This window comes from Brevundimonas sp. (assembly GCF_024711105.1).
In the GTDB taxonomy this organism is placed as follows: domain Bacteria; phylum Pseudomonadota; class Alphaproteobacteria; order Caulobacterales; family Caulobacteraceae; genus Brevundimonas.
Genome location: NZ_JANJTL010000045.1, coordinates 13470 through 29530, shown reverse-complemented (window position 1 = coordinate 29530; position 16061 = coordinate 13470). Strand labels below are relative to the sequence as shown.

Below are 16061 nucleotides of genomic sequence, written 5' to 3'. Positions count from 1 at the left end.
GGAGGTCCAACGATGAGACCCATTCTCGCCGCCGTGGCGGCCGCCGCCCTGGCGGTCTCGGCCTGCGCCACGGCCACCACCTATGCGCCCGAGGGCTATGGCGGCCAGCGCGGCGGCTATTCCGAAATGCGCCTGCAGCAGGACCGCTGGGCGGTCGAGTTCTCGGGCAACTCCCTCACCAGCCGGGACACGGTGGAGATGTACCTGCTGTACCGGGCCGCCGAACTGACCCTGCAGAGCGGCTATGACTGGTTCGCCACCGAGTATCGCGCAACGGACCGCGACACGCGCTACTACGCCGATCCGGACCCGTGGTTCGCGGGCGGCTACGGGCGCTACTGGGGCCCGAGCTGGCGATTCTACCGCCGGGGTTACTGGTCGCCATGGGATCCCTGGGGGTCGCGCATGGATGTCCGCGAGGTCAGCCGCTACGAGGCGCGCGCCGAGATCGTCATGGGCCAAGGCGCGCCGCCGCCTGACCGCCACGCGTTCGACGCGCGGGAGATTCTGGCCAACCTCGGCCCGCGCGTGGTCCGGCCCGCCTCCGCCTACTAGGTGAAGCGGATGGGCTTGAGCCGGCGCTTGTTGACGTGTTCGGCAGGCGCCGGGCCCTCCTCGGGGATCTCGCCCTTGAAGTAGAAGCGCTGCCAGGCCTCGCGCATGGTGTCGGGATCGCCGGCCATTAGCCGCCGGTTGAAGCCGGTGCGCTCGCGGTTCCAGGTCTCGAACTGGTGCAGCAGCTCCGGCTCCTGGGTCAGGGAGCGCTGGACCGGCTGGACCTGGTCCATGCGGCGATGCTCCATCAGGGTGATGAAGCAGAAGGGCTCGCCCCGCTCCCACTTCACGCGGCCGGGGCGGGTGAAGATCCAGTTCATGGTGAAGGGAAACGGCAGCCAGTCGGTCTCGACCAGGCCGGTCAGCGGCTGGATGCCGTCCTTGACGTGGTTGGGTGGGCCTGAGGCCCAGACGGCCCAGCCCGGCGGCGTGCGGAACATGTAGCCGGGATGGAAGGTCACCACGCCTTGAGTGAAGTGCGAGGTGACGAACTGGTCCTGGTCAGGCACCGGCCGGTCGAACCGGAAGGTGATGTCCTCCTGATGCGGACCGCCGGTCCACTCGATGGTGACGTCCCACGGCGAGAGAATCTCCCAGCCTGTGGTGTTGGCCATGGTCAGCGGCAAACACTTGTAGGGGTGGCGGTTGGAGAAGTTGTCCATCCAGCGCCGCTGGGCCCGGCCCGGCACGATCTCGGGCGGGCGGTTGTTCATCGGATAGCAGAGAAGCTCCATGCGATTTCCCTAGCGCCGCCCGGCTCGGCGCGTCAAAGCGGAACCATGGCTCACGACCGCGACAGTTTCCTCGACTGGTTGGAAAAGCAGGGAATCGCCCACAAGACGCTTGATCATCCGGCGGTGTTCCGCGTCGGCGAGGGCGACGACTTCAAGGCGGCGTTGCCGGGCGCGCACACGAAAAACCTGTTCCTCAAGGACAAGAAGGACCGGCTGTGGCTGATCTCGGCCCGGCAGGACACCGAGATCGACCTCAAGCGGCTGCACAAGGTGATCGGCTCGGACCGGCTGTCCTTCGGCTCGGCCGAGCTGATGGTCGAGACCCTGGGCGTGACGCCGGGGTCGGTCACCGCGTTCGGCCTGATCAACGACGCGGACAAGTGGGTGACCTTCGTGGTCGACCGCCGCCTGTGGGAGGCCGAGCGGGTGACCTTCCACCCTTTGACCAATACGGCCACGACCGGCGTGGATCAGGCCGGCTTTCGCCGGTTCCTGGAGGCGATCGGCGTCGAGCCCATCGTGGTGGACTTCGCGGCGCTCGAAGTCGTGGCCTAGGCCAGGGCCTCGCGCTGCAGCCGGAACAACTCGGCGCAGCCGCCCTGGGCCAGGGTGAAGAGCTGGTCGAACTCGACGCGGGAGAAGCCGCGCTTCTCGCCGGTCGCCTGAATCTCGACGATGCCGCCCTTGGCGGTAAGGACGAAGTTGGAATCCGCCTCGGCGTTGGAGTCCTCCTCGTAGTCGAGGTCGAGCACCGGATGGCCCTCGACGATCCCGCAGGAGACCGCGGCGACCTGATCGAGGATGGGGTCCGCCTTCAGCACCTCTTCGGCGCGCAGGTAGTTCAGCGCCGAGGCCATGGCGACCCAGGCGCCGGTGATGGCCGCGGTGCGGGTGCCGCCGTCGGCCTGGATCACGTCGCAGTCGATCAGCACCTGGCGCTCGCCCAGCGCCTTGAGGTCGACCACGGCGCGCAGGGACCGGCCGATCAGGCGCTGGATCTCCTGGGTGCGGCCCGACTGCTTGCCGGCGGAGGCCTCGCGCCGGCCGCGGGTGTGGGTGGCGCGCGGCAGCATGCCGTATTCCGCCGTGACCCAGCCCTGGCCCTTGCCGCGCAGCCACGACGGCAGGCTCTCTTCGACCGAGGCCGTGACCAGCACGCGCGTATGGCCGAAGCTGACCAGGCAGGAGCCCTCGGCATACCGGTTGACGCCGATTTCGAGGGTCACGGCGCGCATCTGGTCGGGCTGGCGTTCGGACGGGCGCATGCAATCGGTCCTGAGGCTTGAAGGGAAGGTGGGGGGCCTTATCCTATCGAGGTGACCGCCGCCACACCCAAGCCCGTGATCATCCTGCGCCGCGCGACGCGCGAGGACGCCGTTCTGCTCGCCGCCTGGGACCGGCAGCCGCACGTCATCGCCTGCACCACCGACGACCGGGAGGCGGAGACGGCCTTCGCCGGCGCGGACTGGCTGGACGAGATCGAGACCTCGTGGGAGCTGAGCTTCTATCTGATCGCCGAGGCGGACGGCCGGCCGATCGGGGCCATGCAGGTGATCGACCCGCACCTGGAGCCGACGCACTACTGGGGCGAGATCGAGCCGGGCCTGCGCGCGCTGGACATCTGGATCGGCGAGCCCGACGCCCTGAACCGCGGTTTCGGCACGGCCATGATGAACCAGGCGCTGGACGCCTGCTTCGCCGATCCGGACGTGCAGGGCGTGGTCATCGATCCGCTGAACTCCAACGTCGATGCGCATCGCTTCTATCAGCGGCTGGGCTTCCGGCCGGAGGGGCGCCGGCTGTTCAACGGCGAGGACGACTGCCTGGTCCACCGCCTGACCCGCGCGGACTGGGAAGGGCGCCTGGCCGCATGACGGCCTTCCTGTCCCAGAGCGCCAGCCTTGCCTCTCTCGACCAGCGCGCCCGCGACATCTTCCGCAGCATCGTCGAGACTTATCTGCAGACCGGTGAGCCGGTCGGGTCGCGCACCGTGTCCCGGGGCGGGGTGCACCTGTCGCCCGCCTCGATCCGCAACACCATGCAGGACCTGACCCAGGCGGGTCTGCTCGCCGCGCCGCACACCTCGGCGGGACGGATTCCGACGCACGCGGGCCTGCGTCTCTTCGTGGATGGCCTGCTCGAGATCGGGGACCTGTCGTCGGAAGAGCGGCGCGAGGTCGATGCGCGCCTGGCCGGACGGGGCCGCAACTTCGAGGACGCGCTGGAGGCGGCGTCGGACCTGCTGTCGGGCCTGGCGGGCGGGGCGGGCGTCGACGCCGCCCCGGTCCGCGAGGCGGGGGTCAAGCACGTCGAGTTCGTCTCGCTTGGACCGGACCAGGCGCTGGCCGTCCTGGTCTTCGAGGACGGCGGCATCGAGAACCGCCTCATGCGGCTGTCGCCCGGGGTGACGCCGTCGAGCCTGCAGGAGGCGTCGAACTTCCTGAACGCACGACTGAAGGGCCGGACCCTGGCGGAGGCCCAGGCCGAGGCCTCGGCGGAGCTGAAGGCGGCGCGCGCCGCCCTGGACGCCACCGCCGCCCGGCTGGTCGAGGACGGCTTGGCCGCCTGGTCCGGCGGAGAGGCGCGGGAGCGGGCCCTGATCGTCCGTGGCCGCGCCAACCTGCTTCAGGATCCTTCGGCGCTCGCAGACCTCGAACGGGTGCGCATGCTGTTCGACGATCTTGAGCAGAAGGAGCAGCTGATCGGCCTGCTCGACGGGGTGCGTGAGGCGCAGGGGCTGCGCATCTTCATCGGGTCGGAAACGCGATTGTTTTCCCTTTCGGGTTCCGCCGTCGTCGCGGCGCCCTATATGACCGGCCGACAGCGGGTGGTCGGCGCGATCGGCGTAATCGGCCCCGCCCGATTGAACTATGCCCGGGTCATACCGTTGGTGGACTACACCGCCAGGGTCCTGGGCCGCATGCTGGACGGACAAGACACGTGACCGACACCCATAATCCCGACTTCGACTCCGACGCCGAGATGAACGCCGAGGCCGGTCTGGACGCCGCCCCGGGCGACGACCTGGCCCATGTCGACGCCATCCTCGCCGAACGCGACGAGTGGAAGGACAAGGCGCTGAGGGCCGTCGCCGATGCCGAGAACACCCGGCGCCGGGCCGAGCGCGAGGCCAACGACGCGCGGGCCTACGCGATCCAGCGCTTCGCACGCGACCTGCTGGGGGTGGCCGACAATCTCCAGCGCGCGCTCGCCGCCGCGCCGGCCGGCAGCGCCGACCCCGGGGTCCAGGGCCTGGTGACCGGCCTGGAGATGACCGAGAAGTCGCTGCTGCAGGCCTTCGAATCCAACGGCCTGACCCGCGTGGCGCCTCAGGCGGGCGACCGCTTCGATCCGAACGTGCACCAGGCCATGGCCGAGCAGCCTTCCAGCGAAGTGCAGGGCGGCTGTGTGCTTCAGACCTACCAGCCGGGCTATGTCCTGTTCGGCCGCACCATCCGCCCGGCCATGGTCGTGGTCGCCGCCAAGGGCTCGGGCCCGAAGGGCGGCTACGGCGCGGAAGGCTCGGACGCGTCCGGCGCGTCGATTGACACCAAGGCTTAGAACGCCTCGCCCAGGTAGACGCGGCGCACCTCGGGGTTCGAGATGATCTCCGAGGGCGAGCCCTCGAACAGCACTTCGCCGGCGTGGATGATCGAGGCGCGGTCGATGATGTCGAGCGTCTCGCGCACGTTGTGGTCGGTGATCAGCACCCCGATGCCGCGCGAGGCGAGGTAGCCGATGACCTCGCGGATGTCGGCGATGGCCAGCGGGTCGATGCCGGCGAAGGGTTCGTCCAGCAGCATGAAGCTGGGCTCCGACGCCAAGGCGCGGGCGATCTCGACGCGGCGACGCTCGCCGCCCGACAGGCCCATGGCCGAGGCCTTCTTGAGGTGCGAGATGCGCAGCTCCTCGAGCAGCCTCTCGGTGTCCTCGGCGGCCTTGCGGCGGTCGCGTTCGCGCAGCTCGACCACCGACAGGATGTTCTCCTCGACCGTCATGCCCCGGAAGATCGAAGCTTCCTGCGGGAGGTAGCCGACCCCGAGGCGGGCGCGCTGGTACATCGGCTGGTTGGTGATGTCCTCGCCGTCCAGGTAGATCGCGCCGTAGTCGGCCGGTATCAGGCCGGTGATCATGTAGAAGCAGGTGGTCTTGCCAGCCCCGTTGGGGCCCAGCAGGCCCGCGACCTCGCCGCGGCGCAGGCGCAGGGACACGCTCTTGACCACGGCGCGCCCGTTGAACGAGCGGCCGACGGAATCGACGAACAGCCCCTCGCGGTCGGCGGCGCCGTCGGTCATGGGAAGGGGCTGGGCGGTCAAGCGATCGGGCCTATTCGTCCGGATAGAAGACGCCGCGCACGCGCTGGCCGGCGGCCGTCGGTGCCCCGTCCATGGTGGCGCGGCCCGAGGCGACCTGGACGGTCAGGCGGCTGCCCGTCAGGACGTTCTCGCCCTGGGTCAGGATCACGTCGCCGGTGACCACGATGGTGTCGGTGGAGCGGGTGTAGGTGGCCTCGTCCCCCCGCACGACCTGGGTCGGGGTGACGAAATAGACGTTGCCTGTGGCGACCATGCGCTCGATGTCGCCACGCAGGTTCGAGCCCGGGGCGTCGTTGGGGGCCGAGGGGCCCTGGCGGCGCGCGTGGAAGGCGCGGATCACATCGGCGCGCAGGCGGTTTTCGCCCTGCACGGCCTCGGCGCGGCCGGACCAGATCTGCACGCCCTCGGCGTCGATGACCTCGAGCCGGTCCGCGCCCATGGCGATGGGGCCGCCGTCGCGGGCGATCTGGGCCAGCGCCGCGCCGCCCAGCAAGGCGGCCGCCGTCGCGGCCACGGCCGCGCCGGTCAGGATGCGCTTCAGAGGCAGGCCTTCAAGTCTCATCGCCCGGTTCCTCGAATTCCTCAGTCGGTCGTGTTGATCAGGGCGCGGACCTTGTTGTCGCCGTCGCCTTCGAAGACCAGCCGCGCGCCTTGATCGTAGATGGCATAGGACGACGCGTCGATGGTTCCAAGAGGGCCGCGTCCCGAGATCGGGGCGTCACCCGAGATCACGCCTGTCTCAGTGTCTATGTGGGCCTCGTCGGTGCGGAACCGGAAGCCGGAGCCGCCATCGATCACCAGCACCTGTCCCGAAAGGGACACGCTGCGTTCGCTCTCGGAATAGACGCCGTCCTGGGACGTGATCTCCGTGGGGCGCTCGCCCGTGGCGTCCAGTCGCAGGGCGGGGCGGGTCAGGTCGATCAGGCCGTTCCGGCGGCGGTCCTGCACCGCCTCGGCAGCGCCGAGGACGAAGGCGCGGCCGCGCGAATCCTGCCCGTAGAAGCGCGGATTGGTCATCCGCACCTCGGCGCGCTGCGCCTCCCGGTCCGCCATATCGGCCAGGACCGTGCGGGCCACGACCCAGCCGACGACGCCGACGAGCAGCAGGCCGATCGCCACGGGCAGGGCCCGGCGGAAGAAATGGATGAGACGCGAGCGCCTGCGCCACTGCTCCATGGCCTCGATCACCCGCCGCGAATCCTCGCGCCGGACCGTCGCCAGGTCGGCGGGCTGGTCTTCGAGCAGCGAAGGAGCGGGGTTGCGGGTGTCGGTCATGTCAGGCGTGGGCGAAGATATCCTGATCTTCCCAGCCCGCCAGGTCGAGAGAAGCGCGTGTCGGCAGGAAGTCGAAACACGCACGGGCCAGCGGCATGCGGCCCTCGCGCTCCAGGATGGCGTCGAGTTTTTCCCTCAGCTCGTGCAGATGCAGCACGTCCGAGGCCGCATAGGCCAGCTGTTCGGGCGACAGCTCGGCCGCCCCCCAGTCCGAACTCTGCTGGACCTTGGACATCTCGATCCCGAGCAGCTCGCGCGTCACGTCCTTCAGCCCGTGCCGGTCCGTGTAGGTCCGCGCCAGCTTGGACGCGATCTTGGTGCAGTAGATCGGGGCGGTGGTCACCCCCAGGTGCAGGGCGAACATGCCGACGTCGAAGCGGGCGAAATGGAAGATCTTCAGCACCTGCGGGTCGGTGAGCAGCCGCTTCAGGTTCGGACAGTCGTAGCCGGGCCGGTTCAGCCGCACCACGTGGGCGTGGCCGTCGCCGGACGACAGCTGGACCACGCACAGCGGATCGCGCCGGAAGCGCAGGCCCATGGTTTCGGAATCGAGCGCCACGACCGGACCGAGGTCCAGTCCGTCGGGCAGGTCGCCCTCATGCAGGAAGGTGGTCACGTAAGGCCGGGTCCTCTTTCGAGTCGGGTCCTTATACACGAACGGCGCCGGTCCGCAGGACCGACGCCGTTCTAGAAACTGGCGCCCTCAGATCGAGAGCGTCCGGAAACTTGGTGCCCAGGAGAGGACTCGAACCTCCACGACCTTTCGGCCACTGGCACCTGAAGCCAGCGCGTCTACCAATTCCGCCACCTGGGCCCGACCCTGGGGGGCCGAAGGCGCGGACACATAGGGCAGAGCCGTCAGGCGGTCAACGGCCTGTGACCGCCTTTCGCGCGTTGCCGGAAACGGGCGGCTCGGCTAATCGGCTGTCCCGTCTTTCATGCTCTCATGGGAAGGACGCCAGATGGCGCGCCCCGGTTCGGAATTGGTCACGGTCTTCGGCGGGTCCGGCTTTGTCGGAGCCCAGACGGTCAGGGCGCTGGCGCGTCAGGGCTGGCGCGTGCGCGTGGCGGTGAGGAAGCCGCACCTGGCCGTGCACCTGAAGCCGCAAGGCGACGTCGGCCAGATCCAGCTGATGGCCTGCGACGTCTCGGACGACGCCCAGGTGGCCGCGGCCCTGGAGGGCGCGAGCGCGGCGATCAACCTGGTCGGCATCCTGTTCGAAACGCCCGGCCGCCGCTTTCAGGAATTGCAGGCCAAGGCTCCGGCGCGCATCGCCCGCGCCTGCGCCGAGCGCGGCATCACCCGCTTCGTCCAGGTCTCGGCCATCGGCGCCGACGCGGCGTCCGAGTCACGTTACGCCCGCACCAAGGCCGAGGGCGAAACCGGCGCCCGCGTCGCCCTGCCGTCGACGGTGGTCATCCGCCCGTCGGTGATCTTCGGGCGAGGCGACGACTTCCTGAACCGCTTCGCCTTCATGGCCAGCTTCGCCCCGGCCCTGCCCCTGCCGGGCGGCGGCGAGACGCTGTTCCAGCCGGTCTATGTCGGGGACGTCGCCCAGGCCATCGCCAACGCGGTCTCCGACCCGTCGGCGGCCGGCCGCACCTATGAGGTCGGCGGGCCCGAGACCTGGACCTTCCGCCGCATCCTCGAGTTCGTGCTGGCCGAGACCGGCCGCAAGCGCGCGCTCGTGCCGCTCCCGTGGGAGGCGGCCTCGCTGATCGGGACCCTGTCCGCGCCGCTGGCCTGGGTGGGCCTCAAGCCGCCGTTGACCGCTGACCAGGTCATCCTGCTGCGGCGTGACAACGTCCCGGCCGCCGACGCGCCGGGCCTGGCCGATCTGGGCGTCACCCCGACCGGCATGGCGGCCGTCGCCGCCTCCTACCTCTGGCGCTACCGCCGCGGCGGCCAGTTCGCCGAGGTCGCCCCGGCCTAGAGCGAGCGCGCTTCGTCTGGCAGCATGATCGGCACCCCGTCGCGGATCGGATAGGCGAGCTTGGCCGAGCGGCTGATCAGCTCGCCCTTGGCGCGGTCGTATTCCAGCGGCCCCTTGGTCACCGGACAGACCAGGATTTCCAGCAGGCGCGGGTCGACCGAGGGGGGAACGGAGAAATCGTCGCTCATGCGCCCCTCATTGCATGGGCGGTGGCTCGCCGTCACCCGGGTCGGCGGCGTCGATCTGGAGGAGGGCGATCAGGGCGTCGGTGCGGCGCACCAGGTCCGGCGCCTCGAGCAGCAGCTGCTTGGCCGAGGGATCGAAAGGCAGAGCCATCGACAGGCTGTTGACCAGCGGCTCGGGCGGGGCGGCCTCGGCGGTCTCCCAGTCGATGTCGAGCTGGCGGTGGTGCAGGTAGCTGCGCAGTGCGTTCATCAGCCGCCCGCGGTCGAAGACCGCCAGGTCGTCCTCCGGCGCGGTCAGGTCAGGCTCGAAGGCGGCGTACTGCAGCCGGCACTGCCGGTAGGGGCTGGTCGCCGGCAGCTCGGCGCCTAGGGTGACGCGGCACACGCCGGTCAGGGTGATCAGATAGCGGCCGTCCGAGGTCTCGGAGAATGAGGTGATCCGCCCCAGGCCCCCGACCGGGGCCAGCTTTGGCAGGCTCTTGGGACCGCCCGCCGTCTGGACCATGACGATGGTCCGGTCGCCGGCCATGGCGTCGTCGATCATGTTCAGATAGCGCGGCTCGAAGATGTTCAGGGGCAACTGCGCCCGCGGCAGCAGGATTGCCCCGTCCAGCGGAAAGACCGGGGCGATCTCCGGAAGGTCGACGATCCGACTGAATCCGCGGGGCATGGGTCTCCTCTAGGCGAACAGGATCGAGGACAGGCGGCGGCGGCCGTTGCGGGCCGTCTCGGAGTTGGCGCCGGCGGCGTCGAAGACGGTGAGCAGCTGCTTGCGGGCGGCCTGGTCGTTCCACTCGCGGTCGGCGGCGACGATGGCCAGCAGGTGATCGACGGCGTCGTCGAACCGGCCCTTGGCGGCCAGCGCCTTGGCCAGGTCGAAGCGGGCCTGATGGTCGGCAGGATCGGCGGCCACCCGGCGTTCCAGGTCGGCCGTGTCACTGTCGCCGCCGTCGGCGGACAGGGCGAGCGCGGCGCGCACGCCGACGACATCCGGCTCCTTTGAGTCGGCGGGGGCCATGGCGATGGTCTGGCGCGCCTGCTCGGGATCGCCGCCGGCCAGATAGACGCGCGCCATGCCGGCGATGGCCTTCTGATTCTGGGGATCGAGCTGCAGCACCTGGGCGTAGGCCTGGGCTGCGCCGCCGAGGTCCTCGACGCCGAGCGACTCGGCGCCCATCGACAGGATCTGATCGATGTCGGAGGAGCCGGACTCCTGGCCGCTCAGCCGGTCGATGAAGGCCTTGATCTGGCTTTCGGGAATGGCGCCCTGGAAGCCGTCGACCGGCTGGCCGTTGACGAAGGCGTAGACCGTCGGGATCGACTGGACGCGCAGCTGGCCGGCGTAGGCCGGGTTCCTGTCCACATCGATCTTGACCAGCTTGACCGCACCCTTGGCCGCGCGGACGGCCTTTTCCAGAGCGGGCGTCAGCTGGCGGCAGGGGCCGCACCAGGTCGCCCAGAAGTCCACGATGACCGGCTGGGTCTTCGACGCCTCGACCACGTCCTGCATGAAGCCGGCGTCGGAGCCTTCCTTGATGAGGTCGTCGGAGGGAGAGGCTTGGGTGTCGGCGAACATCGGCGGTCCTTGAGCGTCCAGAAGCGGTAACGAACGAAGGCCAAGATGGTCGCGCGGCGGCGGCTTCGCAATGCGGAGCGCCTTTCCAAGGCCACGGACCGGGCCTATCTGGCGGGCATGTTCATCCAGACCGAAGCCACGCCCAATCCCAATGTGCTGAAGTTCCTGCCCGGCCGCCATGTGGCGACCGACGGGCCGGTCGAGTTCGCCGGGATCGATCAGGCGGCCGCCTCGCCCCTGGCCGAAGCCCTGTTCGAGCTGGAAGGCGTGGAGCGCGTCTTCTTCGGCGAGGATTTCGTGGCGGTCACCCGCGCGGCCGCGGCGCCGGGCTGGGACGAGATGAAGGCCGGAATTCTGTCCGTCATCATGGACCACTTCCTGTCCGGCGCGCCGCTGATGCGCGAGGGCTCGGGCGCCAGCGACCATGCCGCCTACGAGGGCGAGGCCGCCGAGATCGTCGCCGAGATCAAGCAGGTGCTGGACAGCCGCATCCGCCCGGCGGTGGCCCAGGACGGCGGGGACATCCTGTTCGACCGCTTCGAGCCGGACACGGGCGTTCTGTGGCTGTCGATGCGCGGGGCCTGCGCGGGCTGCCCGTCCTCCAGCGCGACCCTGAAGGCCGGCGTCGAGAACATGATGCGCCACTACGTGCCCGAGGTGACGCGGGTGGAGCAGACCCTCTAATCAGCCGACACGGAGGTTCCCATGCGTGTGCTCAGTCTCCTGCCGGTCCTGGCGGCGCTCGCGGCCTGCCAGCCAGGCGCGCCCGAGGGCGACGAACCGGCCGACGCCCCTGCCGCTGCGCCCGAACAGCCGGCCGCCCCAACGCGGGGACTCATCGACATGCGTGAGGTCGGCGTCGAGGGCGTCGGCCCTTTGCGCGCCGACACGCCCTTCGACCGGGACGCCATCGCCGCCCTGTTTCCCGCCGCGCAGGTCGAGGCGGAGTTCCTCCACTTCGGCGAGGAGACCACCCCCATTATCTCCGTCACGGGGGCCGAGGAGACGGCGCTCGAAATCCACGGCGCGCCGGACGGGAACGTCGGGCAGGTCATCGTCCTCGGCGGTCCCTACGTCGGGCCGGGCGGAGCGCAGCTCATGGCCGGCTGGCCGGATCTGGGCGTTTCGGCGTCTGACTGCGTGATGGGCGAGGGCCGGAACGTCGGCCAGCCGATCTGCCGCCGCGCCGATGCGCAGAACGTGGCGATGGTGCTGGCGGTGCCGAACTGGCGCGGCGAAGGCCTGCCGGATCCCACGACCCTGAACGGTCGGGCGCGCCTGGCCGCCTGGATCTGGACCCGGCCCTAAGAGTGCAGGTTCTCGCCATCGACACCGCGCTCGGGCTCTGCTCGGCGGCGCTCGCGGAGGACGGCCGGATCACGTCGGTGCGCAGCGAGGCCATGCAGCAGGGCCATCAGGAGCGGCTCGCGCCGATGGCGGCCGAGATGATGGCGGGTCGTCCGTTCGAAGAGGTCGACCGCGTCGCGGTCACGGTGGGGCCGGGGTCCTTCACCGGACTGAGGGTCGGCATCGCCTTCGCCAAGGGACTGGGGCTGGCGCTGGACCGTCCGGTGGTCGGGATCGAGAGCCTGCACGCGATCGCCGCCTCGGCCGAACGGTCCGGGCGCGGCTGCGCGCTGATCGACGCGCGCCGGGGCCAGGTCTATGCCCGGCTGTTCGACGGCGCCGAACCCGTGGGCCCGGCCCAGGCCCTCACCGTCGAGGACTTGGTGGCGAAGAGCGGCGACCTGGCCTGGATCGCCGGCCCGGGCGCCGCGCTGCTCGCCGAGCACTTCCCGGACGCGGAAGTCGACCCGCGCCCCGGGCCGGCCCCGTTCGCGGTCGCGCGGCTGGGCGCCCAGGTCGATCCGGCGTCGCATCCGGCCGAGCCGGTCTATCTTCGCGCGCCGGACGCCAAGCTGCCCGGCGGTATCGATCCGTGAGTCTGCCCGCGCGGCTGGCGGCCTTGCACGCGACGGCCTTCGACCGGCCCTGGGACGCCGCGACCTTTGAGGGACTGCTCGCCCAGGACGGTGTCGTCGCCTTCGAGCGCGACGGCGGCTTCGTGCTGGCGCGCGTCGTCGCGAACGAGGCCGAGATCCTGACGCTGGCCGTCGAGCCGCCCGCGCGCAGGCGCGGGCTCGGCCGGGCGCTGGTCGAGGGCGCGGCCGAACTGGCGCACGGCCTGGGCGCCGAAAAGCTGCATCTCGAGGTGGCTGAGGACAATGCAGCCGCGATCGCGCTCTATCGCGCCTCGGGCTTCGTCGAGGCCGGGCGGCGGCCGGGGTATTATCCGCGTTCCGACGCCCCGGCGGCGGACGCCCTGATCCTCACGCTCGACATCACCGAACGGCTTCCCACTCCGAACGGCTGAGCCTATCTTCCGCGCCATGGACCGGATCGAGAAACTCTGCGCCGAGCGCGGCATGCGCATGACCGAGCAGCGGCGCGTGATCGCCCGCGTGCTGGGCGAGTCCCACGATCACCCGGATGTCGAGGAGCTCTACCGTCGCGCCTCGGCCCAGGACCCGCACATCTCGATCGCCACGGTCTATCGGACGGTGCGCCTGTTCGAGGAGGCGGGCGTGGTCGAGCGCCACGACTTCGGCGACGGCCGCAGCCGCTATGAAGAGGCCGGCGACGACCACCACGACCACCTGATCGACACCAAGACCGGCAAGGTGGTCGAGTTCTTCGACGCCGAGATCGAGCAGCTCAAAACCGCGATCGCCGAACGCCTCGGCTACAAGCTCATCGGCCACAAGCTGGAGCTGTACGGCGTGCCGCTGGAAAGCGCCGACAAGGGCTGACGGTCAGGCCGCCAGCGCCTCGCGGATCGCCTTCAGACCATCTTCCGCCTTCGAGCCGTCCGGCGCACCGCCCTGGGCGAAGTCCGGCTTGCCGCCGGCGCCCTGGCCGCCCATGGCCAGGACTGCGGCCTTGGCCAGCTCCGCGGCATTGACGCGCCCGGCCATGTCGGACGTGGCCGCCACCGTGACCGCCGCCTTGCCGTCGACCAGACCAATGAGGGCGATGACGCCCGAGCCGACCTGCTGGCGGAACTCCTCGGCCACGCCGCGCAGCTCCTTGCCGCCGACGCCGTCGAGCACCCGGGCGATCAGCTTGACGCCGTTGATCTCCTCAGGGGCCGCGGCGCCGCCGGAGCCGCCGCCCAGCGCCAGCTGCTTCTTCAGCTCGGCGACCTGCTTTTCCAGCGCCTTGACCGAGCCCTGCAGGGCCTCGACCCGGGCCGGCACGTCGCCCGGCTGGATCTTGAAGTCGCGCGCCAGCGAGCGGGCGACCCTGGCCTGGGCCTCCAGATACTGGCGCGCCGGCTCGCCCGTCAGGGCCTCGATGCGGCGCACGCCCGCGGCGATGCCGCTCTCGGAGACGATCTTGAACAGGGCGATGTCGCCGGTGCGGGCCACGTGGGTGCCGCCGCACAGCTCGACCGAATAGGCCTTGGCCTCGTCGGTCAGCGAGCGGCCGAGCGTCAGCACGCGGACTTCGTCGCCGTACTTCTCGCCGAACAGGGCCACGGCGCCGGCTTCGATCGCCTTGTCCGGCGCCATCAGCTCGGTCGCGGCCGGCAGGTTCTGGCGGATCACCGCGTTCACCTCGGCCTCCATGGCCGCGATCTCGTCCTCGGTGACGGGCGCGTTGTGGCTGAAGTCGAAGCGGATGCGCTCGTGGTCGACCATCTGGCCCTTCTGGGCGACGTGGTCGCCCAGCACGTTCTTCAGCGCCGCGTGCAGCAGGTGGGTGGCCGAGTGGTTGGCGCGGGTCGCCTGGCGCGCATCGGCGCCGACCTCCAGCGTGACCCGGTCGCCGACCTTCAGCGAGCCCGACTGCACCTCGATGCGGTGGACATAGAGGTCGCCGCCCGCCTGTTTGGAGGTGTCGACCACATTGCCCTGGCCGCCGGCCCACTCGACGGAGCCCTTGTCGCCCGCCTGACCGCCGCCTTCGCCGTAGAAGGGCGTCTGGTCGAACAGCACCTCGACGGTCTCGCCGGCCTCGGCAGCGTCCGCCGCCTGGCCGTCTCGGACGATGGCGAGGACCTCGCCGGTCCCCTCGACGCCGTCATAGCCGGTGAAGACCGTGGGACCGAGGCGGTCGCGCAGGGACAGCCATTCGCCAGCCGAGGCGGTCTGGCCAGAGCCCTTCCAGTGCTCGCGCGAGCGGCCGCGCTGCTCGGCCATGGCGGCCTCGAAGCCCGCGTCATCGACGGTGAAACCGCGCCGGCGCGCCTCGTCCTGAGTCAGGTCGAGCGGGAACCCATAGGTGTCATAGAGCGAAAACGCCGTCTGGCCGGGCAGGACGCCACCTTCCGGCAAGCCCGCGACCGCGTCCTCAAACAGGGCCATGCCGCGCCCGAGCGTGGTGCGGAAGCGCAGCTCCTCCTGCTTCAGCGTGTCCTCGACGAAGGGCTGGGCGCGCTTCAGCTCCGGATAGGCCTCGCCCATCTCGGACACGAGCGTCGGCACCAGCCGGTGCATCAGGGGCTCGGACGCGCCCAGCAGGTGGGCGTGGCGCATGGCCCGGCGCATGATCCGGCGCAGCACATAGCCGCGGCCCTCGTTCGAAGGCGTCACGCCGTCGGCGATCAGGAAGGCCGAGGAGCGCAGGTGGTCGGCGATGACCCGATGGCTGGCCGCCATCTCGGCCGAGTGGTTCGAGGTCGCGTCCTGTGAGGCCGCGATCAGGGTGCGGAACAGGTCGGTGTCGAACACCGAGTTCTTGCCCTGGAGCACGCTGGCGATCCGCTCCAGACCCATGCCGGTGTCGACCGAGGGCTTCGGAAGGTCGCGAACGATGACGTCGTTCTCCTTCTCGAACTGCATGAAGACGTTGTTCCAGATCTCCACGAAGCGGTCGCCGTCCTCGTCCGGGCTGCCCGGAGGCCCGCCCGGCACGTGCTCGCCGTAGTCGTAGAAGATCTCGGTGCACGGCCCGCACGGCCCGTTGTCGCCCATGGCCCAGAAGTTGTCCGAGCCGGCGATGCGCACGATCTTGTGGTCCGGAAAGCCCGTGACCTTCTTCCAGATGTCAAAGGCCTCGTCGTCGTCGATATAGACGGTGACCATCAGCCGCTCGGGCGACAGGCCGAAGTCCTTCGTCACCAGGGTCCAGGCGCGCTCGATCGCGTGGTCCTTGAAATAATCGCCGAAGGAGAAATTCCCCAGCATCTCGAAGAAGGTGAGGTGCCGGGCCGTGTAGCCGACGTTGTCCAGGTCGTTGTGCTTGCCGCCGGCGCGGACGCACTTCTGCGAACTGACCGCGCGCGGTGCGGGCGGGCGGGCGGCGCCGGTGAAATAGTCCTTGAACGGCACCATCCCGGCGTTGACGAACAGCAGGGTCGGATCGTTCTGCGGCACGAGCGGCGCGGAGTGCACCTCCAGGTGCCCGTCGGCCTTGAAGAAGTCGATGAAGGTCGAGCGGATGTCTTTGAGGGAGGTCATGGCCGACTGTCTGATGGGGAGCCC

General features: G+C 70.2%; 21 protein-coding genes and 1 tRNA gene. 11 read left to right on the top strand and 11 right to left on the bottom strand.

Going from position 1 to position 16061, the window contains the following annotated elements:
* Nucleotides 1–12 precede the first annotated feature (12 nt).
* Entirely contained in the window at nt 13–555 is a 543-nt protein-coding gene (locus tag Q0M60_RS03570) for a hypothetical protein (protein WP_296815990.1), read from the top strand.
* Here the strand turns inward: Q0M60_RS03570 and Q0M60_RS03565 are convergent.
* Nucleotides 552–1289: a DUF6065 family protein gene (locus tag Q0M60_RS03565; protein ID WP_296815986.1), complete on the bottom strand. Its 738-nt coding sequence runs from the start codon at nt 1287–1289 to the stop codon at nt 552–554. The genes Q0M60_RS03570 and Q0M60_RS03565 overlap by 4 nt on opposite strands.
* 45 nt (nt 1290–1334) lie before the next feature.
* Here Q0M60_RS03565 and Q0M60_RS03560 point away from each other — a divergent pair, with 45 nt between their 5' ends.
* On the top strand, nt 1335–1844 hold the full coding sequence (locus tag Q0M60_RS03560; RefSeq protein ID WP_296815985.1) for a prolyl-tRNA synthetase associated domain-containing protein: 510 nt from the start codon (nt 1335–1337) through the stop codon (nt 1842–1844).
* Here the strand turns inward: Q0M60_RS03560 and rph are convergent.
* Complete coding sequence (rph, locus tag Q0M60_RS03555) at nt 1841–2554, bottom strand: ribonuclease PH (RefSeq protein ID WP_296815982.1); 714 nt, start codon at nt 2552–2554, stop codon at nt 1841–1843. The two genes, Q0M60_RS03560 and rph, sit on opposite strands and share 4 nt — an antisense overlap.
* Before the next feature lie 51 nt (nt 2555–2605).
* Between rph and Q0M60_RS03550 the strand changes: the two genes are divergently transcribed.
* The 3 genes from Q0M60_RS03550 to grpE are packed head-to-tail and all read left to right on the top strand — an operon-like array spanning nt 2606 to nt 4850.
* Nucleotides 2606–3163, top strand: coding sequence for a GNAT family N-acetyltransferase (locus Q0M60_RS03550; RefSeq protein ID WP_296815980.1), 558 nt, complete (start codon nt 2606–2608; stop codon nt 3161–3163).
* A complete protein-coding gene (hrcA, locus tag Q0M60_RS03545; RefSeq protein WP_296815977.1) occupies nt 3160–4233 on the top strand; it encodes a heat-inducible transcriptional repressor HrcA in 1074 nt (357 codons plus the stop codon). The genes Q0M60_RS03550 and hrcA overlap by 4 nt, the downstream gene beginning before the upstream one ends.
* Entirely contained in the window at nt 4230–4850 is a 621-nt protein-coding gene (gene grpE, locus Q0M60_RS03540) for a nucleotide exchange factor GrpE (protein WP_296815974.1), read from the top strand. The genes hrcA and grpE overlap by 4 nt, the downstream gene beginning before the upstream one ends.
* On the opposite strand, the gene lptB is transcribed toward grpE, so the two are convergent.
* The 5 genes from lptB to Q0M60_RS03515 all read right to left on the bottom strand — a co-directional run bounded on the left by lptB (nt 4847) and on the right by Q0M60_RS03515 (nt 7694).
* On the bottom strand, nt 4847–5584 hold the full coding sequence (gene lptB, locus Q0M60_RS03535) for an LPS export ABC transporter ATP-binding protein (RefSeq protein WP_296816043.1): 738 nt from the start codon (nt 5582–5584) through the stop codon (nt 4847–4849). The two genes, grpE and lptB, sit on opposite strands and share 4 nt — an antisense overlap.
* A 31-nt stretch (nt 5585–5615) precedes the next feature.
* Nucleotides 5616–6167: an LptA/OstA family protein gene (locus Q0M60_RS03530; protein ID WP_296815971.1), complete on the bottom strand. Its 552-nt coding sequence runs from the start codon at nt 6165–6167 to the stop codon at nt 5616–5618.
* Between the two features lie 20 nt (nt 6168–6187).
* On the bottom strand, nt 6188–6880 hold the full coding sequence (gene lptC / locus Q0M60_RS03525; protein ID WP_296815968.1) for an LPS export ABC transporter periplasmic protein LptC: 693 nt from the start codon (nt 6878–6880) through the stop codon (nt 6188–6190).
* 1 nt (nt 6881) lies between these two features.
* Nucleotides 6882–7496, bottom strand: coding sequence for a ribonuclease D (locus Q0M60_RS03520; protein WP_296815966.1), 615 nt, complete (start codon nt 7494–7496; stop codon nt 6882–6884).
* Nucleotides 7497–7607: 111 nt separating this feature from the next.
* Nucleotides 7608–7694 (bottom strand) — tRNA-Leu (locus Q0M60_RS03515).
* Nucleotides 7695–7842: 148 nt separating this feature from the next.
* On the opposite strand from Q0M60_RS03515, the gene Q0M60_RS03510 reads away from it, so the two are divergent.
* On the top strand, nt 7843–8814 hold the full coding sequence (locus Q0M60_RS03510; protein ID WP_296815963.1) for a complex I NDUFA9 subunit family protein: 972 nt from the start codon (nt 7843–7845) through the stop codon (nt 8812–8814).
* Here the strand turns inward: Q0M60_RS03510 and Q0M60_RS03505 are convergent.
* From Q0M60_RS03505 to Q0M60_RS03495, 3 genes are read right to left on the bottom strand one after another with little or no spacing between them, the layout of a single operon-like run.
* Nucleotides 8811–9002 (bottom strand): Trm112 family protein, encoded by a 192-nt coding sequence (locus Q0M60_RS03505; protein ID WP_296815961.1) that lies wholly within the window; start codon nt 9000–9002, stop codon nt 8811–8813. The two genes, Q0M60_RS03510 and Q0M60_RS03505, sit on opposite strands and share 4 nt — an antisense overlap.
* A gap of 7 nt (nt 9003–9009) precedes the next feature.
* Nucleotides 9010–9669 carry an LON peptidase substrate-binding domain-containing protein gene (locus tag Q0M60_RS03500; protein ID WP_296815959.1) on the bottom strand — a complete coding sequence of 220 codons (660 nt, stop codon included), beginning with the start codon at nt 9667–9669 and terminating at the stop codon, nt 9010–9012.
* Nucleotides 9670–9678: 9 nt separating this feature from the next.
* Nucleotides 9679–10575, bottom strand: a complete 897-nt coding sequence (locus Q0M60_RS03495) for a co-chaperone YbbN (RefSeq protein WP_296815957.1) — start codon at nt 10573–10575, stop codon at nt 9679–9681.
* A gap of 117 nt (nt 10576–10692) precedes the next feature.
* Here Q0M60_RS03495 and Q0M60_RS03490 point away from each other — a divergent pair, with 117 nt between their 5' ends.
* From Q0M60_RS03490 to Q0M60_RS03470, 5 genes are read left to right on the top strand one after another with little or no spacing between them, the layout of a single operon-like run.
* Complete coding sequence (locus Q0M60_RS03490; RefSeq protein WP_296816040.1) at nt 10693–11259, top strand: NifU family protein; 567 nt, start codon at nt 10693–10695, stop codon at nt 11257–11259.
* A gap of 21 nt (nt 11260–11280) precedes the next feature.
* Entirely contained in the window at nt 11281–11883 is a 603-nt protein-coding gene (locus Q0M60_RS03485; RefSeq protein WP_296815954.1) for a DUF1131 domain-containing protein, read from the top strand.
* Between the two features lie 2 nt (nt 11884–11885).
* Complete coding sequence (gene tsaB / locus Q0M60_RS03480) at nt 11886–12518, top strand: tRNA (adenosine(37)-N6)-threonylcarbamoyltransferase complex dimerization subunit type 1 TsaB (RefSeq protein WP_296815952.1); 633 nt, start codon at nt 11886–11888, stop codon at nt 12516–12518.
* Complete coding sequence (locus Q0M60_RS03475; protein ID WP_296815949.1) at nt 12515–12949, top strand: GNAT family N-acetyltransferase; 435 nt, start codon at nt 12515–12517, stop codon at nt 12947–12949. Before tsaB ends, Q0M60_RS03475 begins: the two co-directional genes overlap by 4 nt.
* Nucleotides 12950–12965: 16 nt before the next feature.
* A complete protein-coding gene (locus tag Q0M60_RS03470) occupies nt 12966–13385 on the top strand; it encodes a Fur family transcriptional regulator (RefSeq protein ID WP_296815947.1) in 420 nt (139 codons plus the stop codon).
* Between the two features lie 3 nt (nt 13386–13388).
* On the opposite strand, the gene alaS is transcribed toward Q0M60_RS03470, so the two are convergent.
* Complete coding sequence (gene alaS / locus Q0M60_RS03465; protein WP_296815944.1) at nt 13389–16037, bottom strand: alanine--tRNA ligase; 2649 nt, start codon at nt 16035–16037, stop codon at nt 13389–13391.
* Nucleotides 16038–16061 lie beyond the last annotated feature (24 nt).

What these genes read in the sequence shown, in the direction of transcription:
- Q0M60_RS03530 (WP_296815971.1), bottom strand. Translation starts at nt 6,167, where the DNA reads ATGAGACTTGAAGGCCTGCCTCTGAAGCGCATCCTGACCGGCGCGGCC.
- rph (WP_296815982.1), bottom strand. Translation starts at nt 2,554, where the DNA reads ATGCGCCCGTCCGAACGCCAGCCCGACCAGATGCGCGCCGTGACCCTC.
- Q0M60_RS03565 (WP_296815986.1), bottom strand. Translation starts at nt 1,289, where the DNA reads ATGGAGCTTCTCTGCTATCCGATGAACAACCGCCCGCCCGAGATCGTG.
- hrcA (WP_296815977.1), top strand. Translation starts at nt 3,160, where the DNA reads ATGACGGCCTTCCTGTCCCAGAGCGCCAGCCTTGCCTCTCTCGACCAG.
- Q0M60_RS03570 (WP_296815990.1), top strand. Translation starts at nt 13, where the DNA reads ATGAGACCCATTCTCGCCGCCGTGGCGGCCGCCGCCCTGGCGGTCTCG.
- lptB (WP_296816043.1), bottom strand. Translation starts at nt 5,584, where the DNA reads ATGACCGACGGCGCCGCCGACCGCGAGGGGCTGTTCGTCGATTCCGTC.
- Q0M60_RS03485 (WP_296815954.1), top strand. Translation starts at nt 11,281, where the DNA reads ATGCGTGTGCTCAGTCTCCTGCCGGTCCTGGCGGCGCTCGCGGCCTGC.
- lptC (WP_296815968.1), bottom strand. Translation starts at nt 6,880, where the DNA reads ATGACCGACACCCGCAACCCCGCTCCTTCGCTGCTCGAAGACCAGCCC.
- Q0M60_RS03495 (WP_296815957.1), bottom strand. Translation starts at nt 10,575, where the DNA reads ATGTTCGCCGACACCCAAGCCTCTCCCTCCGACGACCTCATCAAGGAA.
- Q0M60_RS03470 (WP_296815947.1), top strand. Translation starts at nt 12,966, where the DNA reads ATGGACCGGATCGAGAAACTCTGCGCCGAGCGCGGCATGCGCATGACC.
- alaS (WP_296815944.1), bottom strand. Translation starts at nt 16,037, where the DNA reads ATGACCTCCCTCAAAGACATCCGCTCGACCTTCATCGACTTCTTCAAG.
- Q0M60_RS03560 (WP_296815985.1), top strand. Translation starts at nt 1,335, where the DNA reads ATGGCTCACGACCGCGACAGTTTCCTCGACTGGTTGGAAAAGCAGGGA.
- Q0M60_RS03510 (WP_296815963.1), top strand. Translation starts at nt 7,843, where the DNA reads ATGGCGCGCCCCGGTTCGGAATTGGTCACGGTCTTCGGCGGGTCCGGC.
- Q0M60_RS03505 (WP_296815961.1), bottom strand. Translation starts at nt 9,002, where the DNA reads ATGAGCGACGATTTCTCCGTTCCCCCCTCGGTCGACCCGCGCCTGCTG.
- Q0M60_RS03490 (WP_296816040.1), top strand. Translation starts at nt 10,693, where the DNA reads ATGTTCATCCAGACCGAAGCCACGCCCAATCCCAATGTGCTGAAGTTC.
- Q0M60_RS03500 (WP_296815959.1), bottom strand. Translation starts at nt 9,669, where the DNA reads ATGCCCCGCGGATTCAGTCGGATCGTCGACCTTCCGGAGATCGCCCCG.